An 18,936-nucleotide genomic window follows, 5' to 3' on the forward strand; every position below is an offset into this window, starting at 1 on the left:
CTCTGGGGAGGCGGGCCGGTCCCGGAGCTGATCACGTGCTGGGCCGACGTCGGCGAACGGTCCCGGCAAGAGGGGGACACCGGACCGCCCGCTCGCGCGGGTTGGAAACATCGCGGCTGGGCCGGGTGGTGCGGGCGGCCTCGGCGCGGGAGGTGTTGTCGCCGCTCTGTACGGGCGTGCCCGGTAGGGGCGTAGCGTCGGCGCTCACCGGCTGGCCGAGTGCTCGGTGCAGGCGCACAGGGTGGCCGGCGGCGAGCAGCCCACCGGCTGCTGAGCAGGCCCGTGCATCGGGCCGGTGCAGTCAGGAGTCTCCTCGAAGCTGGCCCCGATCAGAATCCGTCGGGCGGCGGCGTTGTAGCGGGTGGTGGTGATCTCGCCGGTGCTGGTGTGCCGGATCGCCACGAACGGCTCGGCTGTGCGCTCTGCTGGCGCCGCCCCCTCGTGGACGTGCGGGGGCCCCTGGACCCTGGCCTTGACGTTGGCGACGGAGTCGAGAGGATACGAGGTCAGGATTTCTCCGTGTTGTTCGGTTCGGGGCTTGGGATTTGGGCGGCTGTGGCGTTGTTGCGAAGCGAGGAGTTCTACCGGCAGGGCAGGACGAGGCGAAGGACGGGACGGCAGCCGGGGCTGCTCAGGACTGCCCCAGGGAGGTGCTGTCGGCCAGCAGTGAGATCAGCCGGGGCAGCGCGAGCGCGGAGTCGAGGCGGCCAGCGGCGAAGTACACCGGCATTCCGCTCGTCCCAGTGTCGCCAGGGCGGGCGAGGCTGTACCCGACTCGGGCGCCCGCCTCGTCGGTCCGCCAGTGCACCAGAACGCCGTCGGCCTCCAGAGCGGCGACGTACTCCGTGACGTTGCCGGCACCGGCCAGGGCCTGGCGCATGCGCTGCTGGAGCCAGACACGGGATGGCTGATCCCAGCCCTGCTGCTCCGCTTTGATGATCTCGGCGGTGGTCGGATAGCTGGTGGTGACGCGCTCGCCTTGGCCGACTGGGCGAAGGCCCCACTCCGTCTCGATCGCCCGGCACTCCGCCTGCGCGCGGGTCAAGTCACGGTGCATCGCTGGCCGAGATCCGTCCGGCAGCACGCTGATCCCGGCGATGTGGATGTGGTGGACGGCGTGCCGCACGGCCACCCACCGGCAGCTGGGCCCCTCGGTGGGGGCGAGTCCTGTCGCGGCGACAATTCGCCGGGCCACCCGCGCCCACTGGCCGTCGGTGAGCAGCGGGTCCTCGGGGGCTGTGCGCACCGAGCAGTGCCAGACCCGGTTGGGCGGGATCGCGCCGAGTTCGGCGGCCCGCAGCTGGGCGTGCTGGTCGAGCCGGGCGGCGAGCCGGGCGACGGTGGCACCCGGGTCGCGGCCGGGATCGGGCGCACCGGCCCGGTCCCAGGCCGCGACCAGGTGTGGGTCTTCGTGCTCCTCACGCCGGCCGGGGCCGTAGAGATAGGCCAGCAGTGGCCGGGGGCTGTTGCCGGTGGACGCCTCGGGGATCACGCGGCCTCCAGCACGGCGTCGAGGACGGCGTAGGTCCGCTGGGCCAGGTCGGGCAGTATGGCCAGTACTTCCGATGCCTGCTTGGGGTCTGTGACGGTGTCGGTGAGCGTGCGCAGTTCCCCGGCCAAGCGGTCGAGCGCTTCGGCCAGCGGTCGGCGTGGGTCGGTCTCGGGGCGGCCGACGGGACCATTGGCCAGGGCGGCGGCCAGCGCGGCGGTGGCGATGAACCCGGCGGTCGTCAGGTGTTCGTGTGCCGCCCGCTCGCGGATGGCCGCGAGCGCGGTCGGCGTCAGGCGCACGGACGTCTGCGCGGTGCGAAGCTCGGTGGTACGCGGGCGGCGTCGTACTCGCTGAACGTCGGTGGAGATAGGTGCTCCTCGAGGTGAGGCCGTCACCAGGTGCGGGGGCGGGTGGCGGTCTGGTCGTTGACGGTGGGCGGGGTCTCGGCGACTGGTTCAGTAGGAAAGGCAGCCGCGGCGGGGCTGGTGGCGCGAGCGGCGGCGCTGCGCGGGCTGGTGGCGGCCTCGATCTCGATGGGCGGGAGGGGGTTGTCCGGCTCCCCGGCACGCCGGGTCCATTCGTAGGCGGCATCAAGGTCCGGGAAGCCGCCCTCCCGCAGGGTGTACGAGCGGCCGAGGAAGTCGACGTCCTCGTAGAACACCCGGACGGGGTGCTGGCCGGGTTCGGGTCGTTCGTCCTGGGCGATGATCCAGGTATTGAAGTCGTAGATCAGCTCCTCGTCGGTGCTGGGCGGCCCGCCCGAGGAGCGGGCGGGGTCCAGGACGAGGTCGGAGGTGTACGAGTTCGCGAACCAGTACCGGTCCCCGGACAGGGCGAGCCGCTGCTCCAGTTCGCGGCTGGACTTATCGCAGGTCGGAAGTGCCTCGTCGCGCGGTGTCACCTGATCGAGGTCGGCGCCGCAGGAGACGAGCCAGTTCTGCGCGAGCGCCACGATCGCCGCCCGCTTGTAGTCCAGCCTGAACGTCCCTGCTCCGAGGTCGCGCTGGACGTGGATGCCCGCGAGCTGCGGCGACCCGGGCACGTCCCAGGTCATCGTGCCGTCATGGACGACGAGGTAGGAGTCGGTCAGCAGCGGCGTGTGCGGGTTGGCGGTGTGCTGCACAGCGAGGATGCCGATGTTCCGCTCGTAGGCGAACGCGCCCCACCTACGGTGGTCATCCTCGGTTTGGGCTTCAAGGTCCTCGACCTGAAGGACCTCGTCAATGGCGAGGAGCGGCTCGTTGGCGAGCGCGCCCCACTCACGGTGGTCATCCTCGGTGTGGGGTTCAAGGTCCTCGACCTGACGGGCCTCGTCAATGGTGAAGGGCGGCTCGTTCACGTCGGTGATGGGTTTCTCCGGTCTTCTCGAGGGTGTGGAGGTACTGCTGGAGCCGTGCGGAGCGCGGCAGGCGAGACCCGAGGTGCCCTCGGCGTAGTTGACCGGTCCGGTGTCCTGGTAGGCGGTCAGGCCGTGGTTCCTTCGAGCAGGAACATCTGCGGTCAGCGGTCCCGTGTTCGCGCGGGCTTCGCCGGAGTAAGAGCTGCGGAACTCGTCTCGACGGTGCTGCGGCGGGGCGCGCGGGTGGACGCGGCGCGCTGCCGGGGCGAGTTGACTTCGGTGGCGGCGGACGCAGCCGTGAACGGGGGCAGGCCGTTGTACACCTCGACGAGTTCAGTCAGGGAGCGGCGGAGTTCGGCGCAGCGCGCGGCGAGCAGATCGATATCCGGGGCGGTGCTCTGGAGGATGCCGTTGGTGGTGGGCTCATCGGCACCACGACCGTCGATCACGGACTCCAGGTCGCGGTGCAGGCGAGTGGCAAGCTGCACGATGCGGGTCTGTATGCCGTCCAGTCGGCGTGCCTCGGAGGCGAGTTGGTCGGCTATGGCGCCGTGAACGGTGTCGGTGCCACGGCCGGGTAGCTGGTGGAGGTGCTCGACCTGAAGTCGTACGCACACCAGGCGCGTGCCCAGGTCGGTGTTGCCGGGGACGCGGGGCCTCCACTGGGCGACGGGCCTCCCACGCCGGTCTTCGGCACTCACCGGGGTACCGGCCGGGTCGAGTTGATGATGGCGAGCCCCATGTCGACGGCGTCCTGCAGGCTGTCGGCGACGGGTACCCCGGCGGTGGCCAGCCGCTCGGGCGAGTGGAGGCCGCGGGTGTGCAGGACCGGAATTGCGCCGACGGACAATGCGGCGAGCGCGTCGTCGACCGTGTCGCCGATCACGATGGTGCGCGCCGGGTCGGTGGCCTGTCCGAGGGCTGCGAGGTGTCGGGCCATGGCGGGGGCCTTGCTGCCGGCGACCGGTTCGCGGCGGCCGTCGACCCGGTCGAGGAGACCGGTGATGCCGACCTCCCGGACTTCGGTCAGCAGCCGGTCGTGCGGGGAGAGGGACAGCAGGCTCTGCCGGATACCCCGGGTTCGCAGCCCGAGCAGCAGGTCACGGGCACCGGGCTGCAACCGCACCGGGTGCTGGGCGAGTTCGCGTTGGAAGGCGGTGTCCGCGTCGTGCCACTGCTGGTCAGTCAGGGTCCGGCTGAGCAGAGCGTCGTAGAAGGCGCGGATCGGGGTACGGTGTTCGGCGCGATAGCGCTCCAGCGTGAGCGGGGCGCGGCCCAGGTCGGGCAGAGTGGTGTTGAGCGCGTCGAGGTGGTCCTGGACGTCGTCGCGCAGGGTTCCGTTCCAGTCCCAGACCACGGTGACGGGAGTCGGGACGGTGGCGTTGTGCAAGAAGGCTTCTCCGAAAGAGTGTTGGGGTAGGTCTGCGCCCGCGGACCGGGCGCGCAAGGCGCGGATCGGGGCACGAGCAGGTCAGCGGCGCAGGGCAAGAGCGAGTGCGGCGGCGACGGCGCTCGCCAGGGTGAGCGCGGCGACAGCGACAGGACCGGCCGCTGAGAGCTGCCCGGCCAGCGCGGTGCCGGCAGCGCCGCCGAGACTGATCACGGCAACCAGCCAGGCCGCGGCCTCGGTGGCGGTGCCCTGGGGAGCGAGCCGATCGCCCTGCCGGAACGCCGTGGCGAACCACGGCGCCAGGAACAGGCCGGGCAGCACGGCGGCGGCCACGGCGAGAGCCGGTTCGGGGGTGAGCAGGAACAGCGCGAACGGCGCGGCGAAGCGCACACTGATGGTGCGCAGCAGATGGTCGGCGGGAACGCTGTGGGCGAGCCGGGCCCAGATGATGCCGCCCACCAGACTGCCGAGGGAGAGGGCGGCCGGCAGTGCCCCGGCGAGCCATCCTGTGCCGTGGCGATCGGCGGCGGCCAGCGCGTAGACGTTGAACGATCCCAGACTCGCGCCCAGCAGCGTGGCGGAGCCCAGTAGGACCAGAACACCAGGCGAGCGCAGCGGCCCCGTCCAGTGGGCCTTCCGCCGCACCGGGCTGAGGGCGCGGGCCGGGCGGCGGGAGGCGACCAGCGCGGTGCCCGCCAGACCGAGGACGGCACATCCGGTCAACGCCGCAGCAGGTGAAAGGAGTTGGCACAGGACGGTGGTCAGGGTGGGCCCGGCGACGTAGACGACCTCCTGGGCGGTGGCGTCCAGGGCGAACGTGGCCTGCTGGTCCTGCGGGGCGACCAGGCGCGGCCACATTGCTCGTAGCCCGGCCTCCAGCGGCGGGGTGGCGAACCCGGCGAGTGCGACCAGGGCCCCTGAGAGGACCGGGTAGCGGCCGATGCCGACGACTGCGAGCGCCGCGAACGCGATGCCCGCGACGGTGGCTGCGGCCAGCGCGACGCTGGCCAGGCGTCGGCGGTCGACGGCCCGGCCGAGCAGCGGCTGGCTGACTGCTCCGCACAGGGCGTAGAGCGCGGCCAGCAGCGCCCCCAGCGTTGTCCCCGCGTGGTCGGCACGGGCGGCGAGCAAGAGCGCGAGCGGTGCCATGGCGGTAGGAAGCCGTCCCACCAGGGTGGCGGTGAGCAGCACGGTGACGTACGGAGTGCGAAGGACGCTGCGGATCGGGCTATCCGGGCCGGACCGCTGGACGGTGTCAGTGACGGGGGTGGTGGTCAGGGCAGAGCTTCCGGTCGAGGGCGGGCGGTTCAGCGGCGCAGGTCGGCTGCGGCACTGTGCAGGGGTGCCGGGGGCTGGGAGCTGGCGGGCGCGTGGGAGAAGTGGATCCGCAGGGTGTCCCGGCGCAGCCGCGCGGCGTCGGTCCGCGATGTGGCGGGGCTGGGCGCGGCGACGACTGCGACGTCGGTGCCAGAGGCCGCCGTGATGGAGGAGGTTGCTCGCCCGGTGGAGCCCGGGTGGGCGGCGCTGGGCAGGTACCGTTCCGCCCACCCGGACAGCTCGCGGACCATGGCGCCGGTGTGCATACCGGCCTCGCTGGTCGTCCACCGGTAGGTCCGCGGGGTGCCGCTGCGCGAGATCAGGCCATGCTCGGCCAGCACGGGCAGGCGGTAGTGAAGAATGGCGGTGCTGCTGACCGGGAGCCGCTCCACGAGCTGTGGAACCGTCAACGGCTCGCCCGCCATCAGCTCGAACAAGACGGCCCCGGTGTGAGGGATGGCGAACAGGCTTATGGCGCTGTCGATCGCCTCCGGCTCCTCCAGGTCCTCGCGGCCGACCAGGTGGCGGTCGGCCCAGGCCAGGGCGGCGGCGTGGGCCGGGCCCAACGCCCGGCCGGCATCGGTCAGAGCCAGCTCGTAGCGGCGGCTGCCGGGGATGGGCAGGCGAGTGATCGCGCCCGCGCGCTCCAGCAGACCGGTCACCTTTTGCAGGCTGCCTGCGGGGATCGGGGAGGAGCCCGTGATCTCGCCAGGGCGCAGCGGGCCGGAGGAGCCCAGCGTGCGCAGCACGCGGGTCGACCAGGGGGTGGAGATCCCCTCGGCGGCCAGCTGGGCGCGGTCCAGGGCGGTGACGTTGGCGGTGGCGGGCATGGCGAACTCCGTTGTGGCAGTGGGGTCGTGTCGGGATCAGCGCCGGACGGCGGGGGGAGGTGCGGCGACTACGGTGGGTGGGGCTGCGCCGGTGGTGGTCGCGGTGGCTTGTGCCGGGGAGGGCCGGGAGACGGAGGAGGCGAGGGCGGCCTGGAACCGAGCCGGCATGCTCGGGCGCGGAACCTCCTGGGTGGCGGCCTGCTTGAGTCGTTCGGCCGCCGTCTTGTAGACCTCGATGTTGTAGCGCCGCCCGACGGCGACAAGGTGGATGCCGAGCAGCCGGCGTGGGTTGCCCGGTGCGCGCTGCTCGGTGTAGACGAGCCGGAAGGCGTTGCGGTCGTCGAGGTAGAGCTTGCGGGCTCCGCGCAGGTCGCGGTCGTCCTGCTGGTCCAGCAGCGGCCCGCGGACCTCGGCGCGCAGCAGCCGGTCGAGGTACTCCAGCGCGAGGTCCCGAACGTCCGCGGGTGCGTCGAGGAGGTCGGCGAGCGCCTCCGGGTGGGCGGAGAACCCCACCGGAGGACTGCTCGGCCGCTGCTCGCTCACCGCACGGCCCGCCGCCCGGCCGGTGCCGGGAGGGGGGCGGGGGCGGCCTCGGCTGCGGAGCCCTTGGCGGGCGTTGCGATGATGCGGGCGCGCGCCGCCAGGGCCTTCGGGCTGTAGACGACGGTGGCCTCGCCCTGGGCGACGGGCGGCAGCGCGGTGCGCCGGGTCTCCAGCCACTGCTGGACCTCCTGCGGGCTGGTGAAGCTGCCCTCGCGCAGGGTGTAGCCGCGTTCCGGATCGCCGGTCTCCAGTTGCAGGAGGAACGGGCGAGTGGCACCGGCTGAGGTGGTGTCGCGCAGCATCACCCAGGTTTCGTCCGGCTCGACCACGTGCTCGACATGCTCGTACCGGGCGTGGTCGGCGATGAAGCGGGCGGCGACGGCGGCGCTGCGCTCGTCGACCGGTGTGCCGCCGTGGCCGGCGGGGTGGAGGAAGGCACCCGGGTCGGCGCCGCGGGCAACCAGCCAGGCCGCCGCGATGGCGAAGGTGGGGGCCGGGTGGGTGGCCAGGGCGAAGGTGCCGTCGATGCCGTAGTGCAGGTGGGCGGCGAGCGCGGGGTTGGAGGTCTCGTAGTAGGCGTCGAGGTTCTCGAACAGCAGGAAGTTGTCGCTGTCGGGCTCGGGGCCGTCGAGGTCTTCGGGGTCGGTCTCGATGAGGAGGTCGTAGACCCCTTCGGCTTCCAGGAAGTGCTGCTGGGCTCGGGCGGAGGCGGTGTCCGCGGGCTGCCACTCGGGCAGGCTGAGGTCGGGCATGTCGGCCTCCGGTCAGGTCGAGGGGGGAGGAGTGAGGGAGTCGGGGTCGGTCAGCGCCGGGTGCTCCAGCAGGCGGTGGCTGACGTGGCCGCCGGAGCTGGTGCACGCGCCGAACGGGCCGTCGGCTGAACGGAGCTTGAGCAGCGCGGGCTCGAGGTGGTCGCGCTGCCAGGCACTGGGGCCGTTCGGCCCGGATTCGGGATCGATCGCGGCCTGCCAGGCCAGCCAGAGGGCGTGCAGCCGGGCCACGGCCTCGGGATGCTCAGGCCAGCGCACGCACCACGGCCGCGACGCCGTGGTTTCGGGTCCATAGATCTTCGTGAAGATCTCGTCGACCCACGGGACCATGAGTTCGACCTCTTTTACAGTAGGCCGGGTCCTCGAAGGCGACGATGAACATGGGCTCGACGGCGACGCTGTCGTCCTCGGGCTCCAGCGCGGTCGACATGGTGGCCAGCTGTTCGGCCTGCGCGTCGAAGCCCGCCGCCAGGGCGGTCAACTTCGCGGACAGGGCCTCGATCTGGGCGTCGCTGTAGCCGGAGTTCGGCTCGGCGCCCTCGTCGGGCTCGGATGCGGTCAAAGGAGGAAGGGGCCTTTCGGGGCGGTCGCGGGGACGTGAGACAAGATTCCGCCGCGATCGGCCGGACGCGTCCGGCCGATCGTGCGGTATAAGCGGCGCCCGACTCACCGCCGCCCGCCACAGCAGGCGGCGGCGAGAAGACCGGGGACGTCGAGCAACTGCAGCGCCGTAGCTGCCTGCTGGCGGACGACGCCGTTGCCGAGGGCAGTCAGCTGGGCCGAGCGGGACAGGCCGGGAACACCGGTGACATGGCCGGCATCGAGGCCCATGATCCACTCGACGAACTCCGGGGCGAGGCGACCGTTCCTGTCGACCGGCTCCGGGGCGGGCCGGGTGACCCGCTCCCACCGGGCGACGGCCGAGGCGTACGGGCCCCACCGGCTCACTCCTCCGGAGTCCGCTCCCACAGAGGCAGCAGTAGCGCCGACAGCGGCGGCCGGAACCCCTGGCCGGCCCTGCGGCCCGGTTGCCCCGTGTCCGAGGCCCGTGGTGTGGGCAGCAGTTGCGCCGCCGCCGAGGGAAGCGTCAGATCGCCTTTGGACCCACGGGAGTTCGGGCCCCCGTGCGTCCCGTCGCTGGCCTTCGGGGTGGGAAGAAGGTGTTCCACCTCGTCCGACAGGTTCGGACCGTGCCCACCCGAGCGGCGCTTGTCCGGGTGTTGGCTGCCGCCGATCTGCCCCAGGTTGGAGGTCGGGGTCTTGAGCAGCGACACCGTGTGTCCCAGGTCCGCCCGCCAGGCATCCGGGCCCTTCGCATCGCGTGCCCGCGGTGTCGGCAGTCCCGGCGCCGCCGGGCCAGGCCGCGAGGAACAGGCGCTCCCGGCGGTGAGCGGCACCGACGGCTGCTGCGGATAGCACCGTCCACCGCGCATCCATCCCGAGGTTGGCCAGACTTCCGAGTACCGCGCCAAGTGCCCGCAGAGCAGGCTCACCTCCGCCGTCTCCCAGATCGCACCAGGGGCATTCCAGGTCGCCATCGGCTGGCGAGGCAGCGGCTGCGGAGAGGATTCCGCGTACGTTTTCGATCACCACCAATTTGGGCTTGAGGACGTCGATCGCGCTGGCGATGGTCAGCCACAGTCCGGAGCGGGTGCCCTCCATCAGGCCGGCACGCTTGCCCGCGACCGACAGGTCCTGGCACGGGAAGCCCGCGGTCAGGACGTCGATCGGGGGGACGCTCGACCAGTCAACTGCGTTGATATCGCCGAGATTTGGCGTCTCTGGGCCAGTGGTGGGCCAGGATCTGCGCGGCGGCGGGGTTCATCTCGGCGTGCCAGACCACCTCGCCGCCGAGCACGTCCTGAACTCCCATGTCCAGGCCGCCGAATCCCGAGCACATCGACCCGATCCGCGGCCCCGCTCGGTTGGGTGCGCTCATCGGCGTGCCCCGGTGCGGGCGCTGGTGGCGCGGCTGTGCGGCGCGGCGACGACCACGGCACCGGGCCCGGCCGCCTTGCGGGTGGTGTCCGGCTCGGCAGGCTTGGCGATCACCGCGGCCGAGCGGACCATGCGGAAGGCGGCGTCGCCGGTGAACGCCTTGAGCAGGTCAGGCTCCTCGGGGGCCGTCAGGTGCTCCGCGACCTCCCGCAGCTTCCAGACGGCCTCGTCGAGGACCTCCCGGCCGGCGGACAGCGACTTGAAGTAGGCCAGGCGGTGCGGCGGGGCGTAGGCGGGGCCGGGCGTGAGCCGGGCGAGAGTGGCGGAGACGAGGGCGGGCTGCAGGCGCAGGATCGCCTTGGCGTTCAGCAGACCGGCGTAGGCGTACGCGACGGTGCACCGCCGCCAGGCGATGTCCTCGGGCTTGGTGGAGTCGGGCGCGACGGTGTCGTACTCGTCGGTGGTGTTGGACAGCAGCGTCTCCTGCGCCTGGGTCATCCCCTCCAGCAGCGCGCCGAGACGGGCGGTCTGAGGGTCGCGGAAGGTGTACAGGCGCCACAGTTCTTCGCGGAAGGCGTGCAGGTTGTTGGCGGTGCCGTGCAGCCACTGGGACTGGAGCTCGACAGGGGTGGTGTAGATCATGGCGGGGCCTTGGTTTCAGCGGCGCGGCTTGGCGGCGCTGCGGGGAAGGGCGGTGAGGGGGGTGGGCTCGGCCGAGCGGCGGGTGAGAGCACGGCGCAGCCGCTGCGGCAGGCTCACTGCTGCGGGCTGGCGAGCCTGGGCGGGCAGGTGCGAGAGGCCGGCGGACGGGAGGCGGTCAGCCTCGGTCTGTAGCTCCCGTGCTGCGGCGCCGAGTTGATGCCGGGCGGCGGCGTAGATCTGGCGGGGGTCGACCGGCTGCGCGTCGGGCACGGCCCACACGTCCGCGCTGACGGAGTGCTGGAACAGGTGCGCGAGGTGCCGAGTCGCCTCCGTGACCCGGGTGTGGGCACCGGCGAGGGCGATGGCGGTCAGCCGCGCGGCGGTGGTGGCAGAGGGGTCGAGCGGAATGTGGTTGGCGTAGTCGGCTGCGCCGAGCGTGCTCGTCTGGACGAACTGGAGGGCGCTGAGCTGTTGGGCGACGACGCGGGCGTCTGGGACACCGGGGTCGGTAGCGAAGGGGCCGGGGAGCTTCTCGGCGAGGGCCTCGGCCTGGTCGGCGACCAGACGAAGGCGCTGCTGGTAGTCACCCAGAGTTGGTGTGGGTGCTGGGGTGGGCGTGGTGGGCTCCGAACGGTGCGGGTGCTGACCGGGCAGTAGTCGCCGGGTCAAGGACGGCGGAACGGCAGGACGGTCGTGGTCGGCTGTGGCGCATCGGCGGCCGTGGCGGGCGGTGACACGACAATGAGCAGGTGCCGTGTCCGCTGACGTGCCGCGTCGGCGCGCGGCTCGTACTCGCCTGCGGCGGGCGGCATCGGCGCCGGTTCCGGTTACGATGGGGCGGCGAAGGCGACGGCCGCCGCAGGGAGGGGCACACTCGGCCACGGCGGGCCCGCCTTGACGGCCGCGCCGGCGGTGAGGAGATCGGCCGACAGGGACTGTAGGCCCAGGCGCGTGTTCTCCAGCCCCTGGGCGACGACGCCCTCCAGGACTTTTAGCTGCTGGGCGTTGAGGGGCGCGGCGTCGGGGTCGAAGAGGTGGGCCGCGGCCTCCAGGGTCTCCCCGAGCACCGCGCCGACCAGGCCCAGCGTGGCAGCCGCCAAGGCGTACACGAGCGCACCCGTACGGGCCGCTGGCTGCTCGGGAGACGCCTGGTTGAACCGTGCAACGCCGTCGACAGCGCGCTGCTGCAGCGCGAGCACGTCCTGGAGTTGGTCGGCGACACCAACCGGTCCAGCGGGCCCCGGCCGCCGGAGCGCCGCCCGTTCGGTGTCGGCCGCCATGTCCTGCAGGAGCCGTCCCACGTCCTGCGGGTCACCGGTCATCGGCGCTCCCGGGGCGCGGGTTCAGCGAGGGGCTGAGCGGCCGGGGGCCCGGCGGTGTCGGAGGCGATCCGGGTGACGAAGCCGAGGACTTCCTGGTGGCCGCGGTCGGCCTCCTTCTCGGCTTCGGTCAGGGCCTGCCCCGCTGCCTTGCGGCGACGCTGGTGCAGTGACTCGGCCGCACTGCGCGGTGCCCCGCGCGCGGTCAGGGCGCACTTGACGGACAGGTCGAAGGCGACGCCGAGGTGTCGGGTGATGGTGGCGGCACGGACGGCCGCCGCAGCGTACGCGACGGCCAGCGGCGGGTCGGCAGCGCTGTCGGTGCTGAGCTTGCGCAGGTGCCGGGCGTTGTCCGCGCACTCGCGCTCGAAGGCGAGGGCCTGGGCCATCCGCTGCGAGATGGCGGAGGGGTCGGGAGCCAGCTGGCCTGGCCCCGGCGGCGCGACGGTGACGCGACCGAGCAGGCGCAGCATGCCGGCGACGGTAGCCAGGTCGCGCGTGAAGGCGTTGGGTGTGCTTGTCACGGTGACTCCTGGTTCAGCGTCGTCGGCCGGCGGCTGCGTGCGGGGGCAGGTCGGCGGGCCGCGCGGGAGGGGCGGCGATGACGCGGGCTCCGCGAGCGGTCGAACGCGCCACCGCTGCGGGGCCTCGCCCGGCTGGCGTGGCGAGCGACAACCGTGTCGCCTCGGTTCGCAGTTGCTCCGTGGCGTCTCGGAGGGCGATGCGGGTGTGTGAGAGGGACTGGTTGATGTGCCGGGTCGCGCGCTCGCGGATTTCCTCGCCGCTCTGTCCGCCGACGCCTGCGACGTCGTACAGTCGGGCGGCCATCTCGGCGGCACGGCTGATCGACGCGCCCGCCCGAGCCAGTTGTTCGGCTGCGGCGGCGAGCGTTCGAGCCTCGGCCCGTTCGGCGTTGTCCGGGTGCGGGCGCGCGGTCAGGGCGGCGGTGATGTCCAGGACGGCATGGTGGTGTTCGTCGATCGCTTCGGCGTGACCGGTCAGTTCGGCCAGGTCCGGCACGCCCTCTTCGCGGTAAGCGCGGGGCAGCGCGTTCTCCAGCGACTCGGTGTGGTCGGCCGCAGCGCGCAGCCACTGGGCGGCGCTTGAGGGGACGGGTAGAGGCATGGGTCTCTCTGCTTGGGGCCAGCGGCGGGGAGGGGAGAGTACGGCCTGCCCGGCCTCCAGTTGAGGACGAAGGCCGGGGCTGTCGACGCTCAAGGGCGCCGCCCGGGCGAGGCGGCGGGAGTGAGGAGCGCGGCGAGCGCCTCCTGATCGCGGGTGAGGGCGTCGTCCTCGATCGGGACGTGGCCCGAGCCGACGGTCAGGTGCCAGCGCCCGTCGATCCGCCGGATCGGGAGCGCGCCCGGCACGTCGGTGTCCGTCCCGGGGATGGGGAGGGGCGGGGCGCCTATGGACAGCAGGGGGGAGTCCATGGTGAACAAATCTGTTGCCAGTAGGAGAGGTTGACGGGCCAGTCGAGGCGGGATGGGTTCAGCGCCTGGAGCGTCGGAGGCAGCGCGCCAGGAGGGGGCGCGGAGACTCCACGGAGGTCTGCCTACTCATGCGGAGCGCCTGGCTGATGGCGGCCTGGTGGGCGGCGTAGCGAGACAACGAGGACTGGTAGGCGGACCAGGCACCGGCGCCGGAGAACTGGTCTGGCACGGCGGGCGGGTGGTCAGGCAGGCGGTCGATGGTGAGGCTCCCGAAGTAGCGGAGGGGCAATGGCCTCCCCGGCTCCGTCGCGTGGCCGGTACTGGAGCCGGGGAGGGGTCACCGCGGGCGGGCCGCCCGGCTGCGCGCGGTGGGGGCGGCGGCGACGAAGAGGTCGTCGAAGCCGGGCAGCATCTGCACCTGGGCGGTGCCGCTGGAGGTGGCGGCGGTTGCCCGAGGTGACACGGGCTCGGCTGTGGCAGGGGCTGCCAGGGACCGGCTCTGCGGGCTGTAGATCGTGTCCAGATACTGGGAGACCGGACGCTCCCATTCCTTGCGCAGGATCGCGCCGCCGACCACGCGCGCGGCCTCAGTCGGGACCACAATGTCGGCGAGCTGCTGGCAGGTGGACGAGCGGGAGCCCGTCCACGGGTAGTCGGCCGGCATCGCGACGGTGAGGGCCGCCTCCGGCACCGTGTACTTGCGATCCTTCTTGTCCGCCCAGTACCAGCCGCGGATCTTGCTGGTGGTGCCCGGAGCGGTGCGATCGGCCGAGAACTCGTTGCCGCCGGACGTCCGCCTGGTTCCACGGGTGTTGACCCGTACCCCCTCCGGCCAGCCGAGGGCCTCGGCGAGAGTGCGCCCGGGGACCGGCTCGGAGGGCTGCATGGCCTGCAGGTTGACGTAGTGGTGGCGGCCGGCAACGAGGTAGACGCGGCGACGGTGGGCGGCGACGCCGACATCGGCCGCATCCAGGACCTGGTAGTCGGCTGAGCACCAGTCGGCGATCTGCAGCTCCTCCGAGATGGCGTCCAGCACCACCTCCGGCAGGGCGCTGCTCTGCTCCATCGCCATCCAGCGCAGGTTGTCGTAGCGGGCGGTGAGCGCCAGCGACCAGATCAGCGACTCGGCGATCAGTCCGATGCGCTCGTCACTCATCTGTGGCACCAGGGAGCGGGCCTCGTCGAAGGTCAACAGCGGTCCGGTGAAACCGCTGTAGCCGTCCCAGTCCGGGTCGGAGCAGATGCCGCAGATGTCGGCGTCCTCGCATTCCCCGGTGTCGTGGTAGTGACCGAAGCTGGCCTCGCATGCCAGGGTGAAGGTGTCGAGCAACAGCTCGATGTTGTCCTCCTGGTGGCCCGCGCGCTTGCCGGCCGGAGACCAGACCTGGCACGGTGCGCTGACCGTGAGACCCTCGACGTACCGCAGCGCGGGGTGGACCGGGTCGAGGGCCCGCACGTCGGCGACGATGCGCCGGTGCCCGGCCGCGACGGCGGTCGCCGAGGCGTCCCAGCCGATCTCGACGCCGACCACGTCGAACCCCGAAGGGTCCAGGACTCGCAGTCCCTGCTCCCAACCACCGGGACCCGCAAACAAGTTGACAACTCGCTGGGGATCGCCAGGGCGGGGCGGGAACAACCAGGCCACGGGCCAGGGGCGAGCGAGCGCGACGAGCTGCTGGTGCGTCCACGGCCCCATCTGCGGGCCCTCGTCGGGCCAGCGCAGATCCCCTGCGGTGGACAGCCGAGGCTGGTAGTCGTGCGGCGGGATCTCGGGGTACCGGTAGCTCAGCGCCGTCCCCTCTCCGCCGCCCGGTCCGGCGTCGAGGCGAAGGGTGTGGTGCCGGCGCCCGACCGGTCGACCCCTGATGTGGCGAGGGCAGTCGGGGACGTGCTCACCGCAGCGCTGGGGCGGGCGCCCTCCGCGGCAGCACGGTCCGCCGTCAGGTCGGCGGTGATCTCGTGGTCGATCCCGTCCAGGTTCGCCGCGTGGCCCCTGAAGATCTCCCCGTAGCCTGGGTGGTCGCCCAAGTCGGCAGAGTGGGCGAGAGCGGCCAGCGCCGTACGCAGCTTGCGGAGATCGGCCAGACCCTCGGTCACCTCGACCGGCGCGTTGTCGGCCGCCTGCCGCTCGCCGGTGAGCGGCAGCAGGTCGAGGTGGATTTCGCCTGCGACGTCCCGAAGGACTTCTGCATGGGCGAAGGCGCGGCCGGCCAGGGTCTTCGGCTTGATGGAGCCCAGGTGGTCGAGTCGACGGGCCATGCTGAACAGAGCGCCCAGGTGGGCGGCTGCGGTGAACTCAGGCGCGGGCGGCGGCGCGAAGGCGGCGGTGTACTCGGCAACCGCGTCCCGGAGGCGGCGGGCATCGATGCCGTCCGCGACCAGCACGAAGTCGGCGTTGTAGCGAGCGAGTTCGCCGCGGCCGTCGCGGGCGGACGGTGCGTGGTGCCTCTCGTTGAAGACGTCGTACTGCGAGAAGCCGAACCAGTTGGCGTCGACTGCGTCGGCGGACGGGGAGACGATACGGATGCGGATGCCGCTCCAGCTGTCCTCCCGGATGGTCTGGGCCAGTTCAGCGGTAACGACCATGTCGCCTCGGCGGGCCACCTGCCGCAGCCCGGCGACAGAGCCGTCCGGCAGGGGGCAGATCAGGCGCAGGGCCTTGGCCTGGTCGACAGGGGTGCTCCAGGAAATGGGGGTACCTCCTGGGTGAAGTGAGGGAACGGTCAGGGGGAACGGCTTGGACGTGGGGGTGGCACTGAGGAGCGCACCGGCTCCGCAGTGGCAGTTGTTGCGGCAGCCCGGCTCGTGGTGATGTTCGCGGCATCAGCCCGGGCCGTGTGGGCGATGGGCCGCAAGTCATGTGCCCGGTAGCGGAGTTCGTCGCTCAGTCGCCGCAGCGCCTCGGCGTGTGCGGCGAAACTCGCCGCGCGGGGCTCGTCACCGCTCTCGCGGAAGACCTCACTGACTTGTTCCAGGAACTGGTGCAGCGCGCCGACCGCATCGTCCTTGGCGCCCTCCAGCACGTCGGCCAGTTGCCCTGGGGTCTCGGCGCGATTGAGCCGCTCCGTCCACGAGGGTGCCCGGGGCGCGAAGAGGGACGGCTGGCGGGGCTCGTCGCCGGGGGAGTCACACGGTTCGAGGTCCTCGATCTCGGGATCGCCGAAGCCGAGTTGGTCGATGCGGAAGCCAATGCGGGCGAGGTCTGCGACTCCGAAGTCACTGTCCTCCAGTAGGAGAGCGGCCTCTTCAGCCTCTTGCGCGGAGGCGGCCTGCACGATCAGCGTCACGGCCCTAGGGACGGCGCTGAGGGAGAAATGTGAGACGGCGCCGCTCAGCGCACCGTCGTGAGGATTCTGGACACTCACGCGACCGCCTCACCGGAGCGGCAGCTGAAGGGGGAACAGCCGTCCTCGGGCCCGTTCTCCAACTCGTCCTCGACCAGCGGAAGCTGCTGTTGCAGGGCGGCCAGTTCCGCGCGACTGAGCCGGTCGATCGGAGCCTCGGCCAGCGGTCGCCGAGAGCGGTGCAGGTAAGCCTGGCCGAGCAGTGGCCGGCCCTCGGAATTCGCCCGAGCATTTCCTGCGCGAATCGCGGCGTCGAACTCGACGACATCCGCCCATTCTTCCGGAGATTCGTCGCGGATCTGCCTCCATTGAGCATTTCCGTGAAACGGGCACCCGAGGCACGCGCTTTTCGGGGTGGATTCCCAGCCGTGATCAGCAAGGAGCTTGATGCAGTCCTGGCGCGACAGTCCGAGATCGATCAGCGGAAAGCTGTGACGGGTGTACTTGACGTCCGAGTCCTTGGCGCGATGAAACTCGTCGGTCGAGATGCCGATCCACTGCTCGACATACACCCCGCGCGGGACTCGCGCGGGGTACGAGTAGCCCAGAATTCGGCGCACTTCCCGCTTGATAGGCTTTATCTTATATTCGCCTGTGCATTGGCGTCGGGTCATTCCCGGACTGCCGTCCCTGTTCAGGATGTACAGAGGCATCGAAGCGAATCGGTGCCCCGGGTCGAGGGCGTCCGATCGTATGTTTCCCGAGGGCACTCGAAGAATCGGGATGTTCGCCGGTCGGGCAACTCGGCGCTCCACCTCGTCCAGATGTCGATAAACGGCTTCCGGTTCCCAGCCGGTGTCAGCGAAAATCGCGTAGTCGAGTTTCGGAAGCTCGCCGATCGCGGACAGCAGGAGAAGGGTGGTCGATTGTACTCCGGCTCCTAGCGACAAAATGCGATTGGCGGGTTCGGAGGCATAATTCACTCGGTCTCACCCGCCGCAGCGAGCGCGCGCTCGGTGATGAGATCGGTCTGCCGTGAGGACGCCTTGCCGATCGCTCCTGCACCGGGCTCCTTGTACCAGGGCCGCAGGTCAAGCATGGCGGGGCGCATGCCAGTGGCGAACAACAGGGCCGTGCCCTTGCGCAGGGCACGGATCTGGTCCGGCGGCAGGATGCGCTCCTGGCGCATGCTGGTCGAGGTGGACCGCCCGGATTCCGAGGTGGAATGCGAGACGGTTTCCACGTCGTGCTCGCCAACCAGCCGGGAGAGCTTGTCCGCGAAATCCGCGTCGTCGATTCCGGAGCCGACAACCTTGACCGTGGCGGCGGACCACATCGCGTCCATGCCCGCCTCACCCCAGACTTTCTGGCCCTGACGGTAGGACTGCAGGATGGTGATCGGGATGACACCACGTGACCCGAGGTGGGAATAAAGGTCGGGGAGGTCCGAGATTTTGCAGACGTTAGCGGCTTCGTCGAGGATTGCGAGCAGCGGGGGATCGAGTCGTCCGCCGGAGCGTTCGGCCTGGATGACCGCGGTGCGCATGACGGAGTCGGCTGCTGCCGCGATCAGGGCACCCGCAGATCCACCGCCGTCCTTGGACAGCAGATAGAGGGTGTCCTCGGCGGTGACGAATTTCTCGGGCTTGAACTGCGGCAGGTCGGGATTCGGGGTGACCCATCGGGATATCTTCGGGTCGAGCAGGCACGCCGCGTACTGTCGGGCGGTTTCATAGATTCCGTCGCGGGTTTCCACCGCTCCGGAAACGGTGCCCTGCAGCTGGTCCGCGATGGCGATCAGGTTGTGGTCGCGGAGAATGTCGATCGGCGTGCGGTTGGACGGCACGGCAAGCCACTTCAGAACGTCCGTGATCGGGCGGCGGTCGCATCCGGCGGCCAGGAAGAGGGCGCAGAGGGTGTTCTGGGCGGCGGTGCTCCAGAAATCCCCCTGGGAGCTTTCGTCAACTGCCGCGGCGACGAAATGGCCGGCAAGGCGGCGGGCGCCGGGGAGGTCCTTGGCGTCGGCCAGGATGTCCCACCACATGCCCTGCGGGGTGTGCGCGATGCCCTGCGGGTCCATGGTCCAGACGCGGCCGGCTTCGGACCGCGCCTCCAAGGTCGCGGTGTAGGCATCTCGGGCGGCCTTGTTGCTGGTCAGAAGAACGGGGCCGGGTGCGCGCAGAATCGCGGGGACGGCCAGACTGGTGGTCTTGCCGCTTCGCGGCGCCATGATGGCGACGCACACGTCCTCCCAGGAGGCGCGCACCTCCGGGCCGGACGGGGCGAGGTTGCCGAGCAGCAACCCACTGTCATCGGGGCCGATTGCCCGATCTTTTACAGCCCGCGAGGCTCGGCCGCAGGTCGCGGGCCTTGGCGGTGATCTCGGCGGGCAGTAGCGGGGAGAGGTCGCGGGAAGTCGCCAGGCCGCTGGGCTTGCTCCGGTGCCGGGACCACAGCCACAGGCCGGTGGCGGCCAGGGCGAGAGCGGCGATCCCGGGGATGACGCGGGTGGCGATCAGCAGTGCCAGCGACGACAGGTGCGGATACAGCTCAGCGGGATGCAGCGCGGCGGTGACCGGCTCGAACGGGGTGTGCCAGGGACCGTTGCTGGTAAGGGAGTTGGCGGTGTTGCCGCCGAT

General features: G+C 71.4%; 26 protein-coding genes and 1 pseudogene. All 27 read right to left on the minus strand.

All coding sequences use genetic code 11. The features are described from left to right. Positions 1 to 204: 204 nt before the first annotated feature. The 27 genes and pseudogenes from ABZX85_RS39415 to ABZX85_RS39545 all read right to left on the minus strand — a co-directional run bounded on the left by ABZX85_RS39415 (position 205) and on the right by ABZX85_RS39545 (position 18,599). A complete protein-coding gene (locus tag ABZX85_RS39415; RefSeq protein ID WP_355880281.1) occupies positions 205 to 402 on the minus strand; it encodes a hypothetical protein in 198 nt (65 codons plus the stop codon). Between the two features lie 229 nt (positions 403 to 631). Next, complete coding sequence (locus ABZX85_RS39420) at positions 632 to 1,492, minus strand: hypothetical protein (RefSeq protein WP_355880284.1); 861 nt, start codon at positions 1,490 to 1,492, stop codon at positions 632 to 634. Then, positions 1,489 to 1,791, minus strand: coding sequence for a hypothetical protein (locus tag ABZX85_RS39425; protein WP_355880287.1), 303 nt, complete (start codon positions 1,789 to 1,791; stop codon positions 1,489 to 1,491). Before ABZX85_RS39425 ends, ABZX85_RS39420 begins: the two co-directional genes overlap by 4 nt. Positions 1,792 to 1,883: 92 nt before the next feature. Beyond that, the gene (locus tag ABZX85_RS39430) at positions 1,884 to 2,831 is read right to left on the minus strand and encodes a hypothetical protein (RefSeq protein ID WP_355880290.1); all 948 of its coding nucleotides are present in this window, start codon (positions 2,829 to 2,831) and stop codon (positions 1,884 to 1,886) included. A gap of 161 nt (positions 2,832 to 2,992) precedes the next feature. Continuing rightward, positions 2,993 to 3,532 carry a hypothetical protein gene (locus ABZX85_RS39435; RefSeq protein WP_355880293.1) on the minus strand — a complete coding sequence of 180 codons (540 nt, stop codon included), beginning with the start codon at positions 3,530 to 3,532 and terminating at the stop codon, positions 2,993 to 2,995. Then, entirely contained in the window at positions 3,529 to 4,221 is a 693-nt protein-coding gene (locus ABZX85_RS39440; protein ID WP_355880296.1) for an HAD family hydrolase, read from the minus strand. Before ABZX85_RS39440 ends, ABZX85_RS39435 begins: the two co-directional genes overlap by 4 nt. A gap of 81 nt (positions 4,222 to 4,302) precedes the next feature. Then, positions 4,303 to 5,412 (minus strand): MFS transporter, encoded by a 1,110-nt coding sequence (locus ABZX85_RS39445; protein WP_355880299.1) that lies wholly within the window; start codon positions 5,410 to 5,412, stop codon positions 4,303 to 4,305. Between the two features lie 116 nt (positions 5,413 to 5,528). Then, positions 5,529 to 6,368 (minus strand): winged helix-turn-helix transcriptional regulator, encoded by an 840-nt coding sequence (locus tag ABZX85_RS39450; protein ID WP_355880301.1) that lies wholly within the window; start codon positions 6,366 to 6,368, stop codon positions 5,529 to 5,531. A 36-nt stretch (positions 6,369 to 6,404) separates the two neighbouring features. Beyond that, positions 6,405 to 6,911 (minus strand): hypothetical protein, encoded by a 507-nt coding sequence (locus ABZX85_RS39455; RefSeq protein WP_355880304.1) that lies wholly within the window; start codon positions 6,909 to 6,911, stop codon positions 6,405 to 6,407. Continuing rightward, positions 6,908 to 7,663 (minus strand): hypothetical protein, encoded by a 756-nt coding sequence (locus ABZX85_RS39460; RefSeq protein ID WP_355880307.1) that lies wholly within the window; start codon positions 7,661 to 7,663, stop codon positions 6,908 to 6,910. The genes ABZX85_RS39455 and ABZX85_RS39460 overlap by 4 nt, the downstream gene beginning before the upstream one ends. A 12-nt stretch (positions 7,664 to 7,675) precedes the next feature. After that, positions 7,676 to 8,011 carry a DUF4913 domain-containing protein gene (locus tag ABZX85_RS39465; protein WP_355880310.1) on the minus strand — a complete coding sequence of 112 codons (336 nt, stop codon included), beginning with the start codon at positions 8,009 to 8,011 and terminating at the stop codon, positions 7,676 to 7,678. Beyond that, positions 7,926 to 8,243, minus strand: coding sequence for a hypothetical protein (locus tag ABZX85_RS39470; protein WP_355880313.1), 318 nt, complete (start codon positions 8,241 to 8,243; stop codon positions 7,926 to 7,928). Before ABZX85_RS39470 ends, ABZX85_RS39465 begins: the two co-directional genes overlap by 86 nt. Before the next feature lie 104 nt (positions 8,244 to 8,347). After that, positions 8,348 to 8,629 carry a hypothetical protein gene (locus ABZX85_RS39475; RefSeq protein ID WP_355880316.1) on the minus strand — a complete coding sequence of 94 codons (282 nt, stop codon included), beginning with the start codon at positions 8,627 to 8,629 and terminating at the stop codon, positions 8,348 to 8,350. Continuing rightward, on the minus strand, positions 8,626 to 8,955 hold the full coding sequence (locus tag ABZX85_RS39480) for a hypothetical protein (protein WP_355880319.1): 330 nt from the start codon (positions 8,953 to 8,955) through the stop codon (positions 8,626 to 8,628). The genes ABZX85_RS39475 and ABZX85_RS39480 overlap by 4 nt, the downstream gene beginning before the upstream one ends. 145 nt (positions 8,956 to 9,100) lie before the next feature. Beyond that, positions 9,101 to 9,442: pseudogene (locus ABZX85_RS39485) on the minus strand (DNA cytosine methyltransferase); the annotation flags it as partial. After that, positions 9,429 to 9,620 (minus strand): hypothetical protein, encoded by a 192-nt coding sequence (locus ABZX85_RS39490; protein WP_355880322.1) that lies wholly within the window; start codon positions 9,618 to 9,620, stop codon positions 9,429 to 9,431. The pseudogene ABZX85_RS39485 and the gene ABZX85_RS39490, both read right to left, overlap by 14 nt. Further along, positions 9,617 to 10,261 (minus strand): hypothetical protein, encoded by a 645-nt coding sequence (locus ABZX85_RS39495; protein ID WP_355880325.1) that lies wholly within the window; start codon positions 10,259 to 10,261, stop codon positions 9,617 to 9,619. The genes ABZX85_RS39490 and ABZX85_RS39495 overlap by 4 nt, the downstream gene beginning before the upstream one ends. Positions 10,262 to 10,276: 15 nt before the next feature. Next, positions 10,277 to 10,930 (minus strand): hypothetical protein, encoded by a 654-nt coding sequence (locus tag ABZX85_RS39500; RefSeq protein ID WP_355880328.1) that lies wholly within the window; start codon positions 10,928 to 10,930, stop codon positions 10,277 to 10,279. A 158-nt stretch (positions 10,931 to 11,088) separates the two neighbouring features. Continuing rightward, the gene (locus ABZX85_RS39505; RefSeq protein ID WP_355880331.1) at positions 11,089 to 11,583 is read right to left on the minus strand and encodes a hypothetical protein; all 495 of its coding nucleotides are present in this window, start codon (positions 11,581 to 11,583) and stop codon (positions 11,089 to 11,091) included. After that, positions 11,580 to 12,104, minus strand: coding sequence for a hypothetical protein (locus ABZX85_RS39510; RefSeq protein ID WP_355880334.1), 525 nt, complete (start codon positions 12,102 to 12,104; stop codon positions 11,580 to 11,582). The genes ABZX85_RS39505 and ABZX85_RS39510 overlap by 4 nt, the downstream gene beginning before the upstream one ends. 13 nt (positions 12,105 to 12,117) lie before the next feature. Further along, positions 12,118 to 12,705 carry a hypothetical protein gene (locus ABZX85_RS39515; RefSeq protein ID WP_355880337.1) on the minus strand — a complete coding sequence of 196 codons (588 nt, stop codon included), beginning with the start codon at positions 12,703 to 12,705 and terminating at the stop codon, positions 12,118 to 12,120. Between the two features lie 89 nt (positions 12,706 to 12,794). Beyond that, positions 12,795 to 13,013, minus strand: coding sequence for a hypothetical protein (locus tag ABZX85_RS39520; protein WP_355880340.1), 219 nt, complete (start codon positions 13,011 to 13,013; stop codon positions 12,795 to 12,797). Positions 13,014 to 13,350: 337 nt separating this feature from the next. Next, positions 13,351 to 14,709 (minus strand): DNA cytosine methyltransferase, encoded by a 1,359-nt coding sequence (locus ABZX85_RS39525; protein ID WP_355880342.1) that lies wholly within the window; start codon positions 14,707 to 14,709, stop codon positions 13,351 to 13,353. Between the two features lie 89 nt (positions 14,710 to 14,798). Further along, entirely contained in the window at positions 14,799 to 15,599 is an 801-nt protein-coding gene (locus ABZX85_RS39530) for a hypothetical protein (protein ID WP_355880345.1), read from the minus strand. Between the two features lie 137 nt (positions 15,600 to 15,736). Continuing rightward, a complete protein-coding gene (locus tag ABZX85_RS39535) occupies positions 15,737 to 16,300 on the minus strand; it encodes a hypothetical protein (RefSeq protein WP_355880348.1) in 564 nt (187 codons plus the stop codon). 74 nt (positions 16,301 to 16,374) lie between these two features. Then, positions 16,375 to 17,250 (minus strand): hypothetical protein, encoded by an 876-nt coding sequence (locus ABZX85_RS39540; protein ID WP_355880609.1) that lies wholly within the window; start codon positions 17,248 to 17,250, stop codon positions 16,375 to 16,377. A 26-nt stretch (positions 17,251 to 17,276) separates the two neighbouring features. Next, the gene (locus tag ABZX85_RS39545; RefSeq protein ID WP_355880350.1) at positions 17,277 to 18,599 is read right to left on the minus strand and encodes a TraM recognition domain-containing protein; all 1,323 of its coding nucleotides are present in this window, start codon (positions 18,597 to 18,599) and stop codon (positions 17,277 to 17,279) included. Positions 18,600 to 18,936 lie beyond the last annotated feature (337 nt).

The sequence above is a fragment of the Streptomyces sp. NPDC004539 genome (assembly GCF_040610055.1).
Lineage (GTDB): Bacteria > Actinomycetota > Actinomycetes > Streptomycetales > Streptomycetaceae > Streptomyces.